The 607-nt window shown below is 42.2% G+C and carries 1 protein-coding gene and 1 pseudogene; both read left to right on the forward strand.

Going from position 1 to position 607, the window contains the following annotated elements:
* Positions 1-105, forward strand: a pseudogene (locus tag R7040_RS27865) (porin); the annotation flags it as partial.
* A 198-nt stretch (positions 106-303) separates the two neighbouring features.
* Positions 304-607: D-alanyl-D-alanine carboxypeptidase (locus tag R7040_RS27870; RefSeq protein WP_318097804.1), on the forward strand; the 304-nt coding region annotated here is incomplete at its 3' end.

Genomic DNA, 607 nt, shown 5'->3' on the forward strand with positions numbered 1-607 from the left:
CTAATCGACTCTGGCGATAAACTAGGTAAAGTTGGTGGCAACACTACAGCTTCTAAAGCTGATGCAGAAGACGAGCTAGCTCTAGGTCTACGTTACGACTTCTAATTCCAGTCTTTAGACTTGAATACTCAGTGCCCGCTTATCGCGGGCATTTTTTTATCTTTCATTTCTCATCTTAATAGCGCGTTCTTCTAACCACTTTGTCTCAATATTAATGATGAACAAAGCATTCTTGGATACGCCTAGCATATTGAGTGGACTTGCGTATACTCAATCACATAACTAACCCTAGAAAATCTCACTATGCGTTTACGTTGGCCTCTACTCATTTCTTCTCTTATTTTTCCGCTATTGTCTTATGCGTATCCTCATCAAGAGGTATTGCCAGAGGGCGCCCGTATCAGCTTAGTTGCAGAAAAACTAAACGAAAGTTCTACGCTCGATGGTATCCGTCCAACAGACCAATTATTTCCACCAGCGAGCACATTAAAAATTGTCACAGCCTTAGCTGCTAAATTAGAGTTAGGGGACAGCTTTGCATTTCGAACAAAGCTTGAAACCTCGAGTTCCGATGCCGTTATCTACTTTGTCGGAGATCCCACCTTAC

This window comes from Vibrio sp. 1069 (assembly GCF_033340555.1).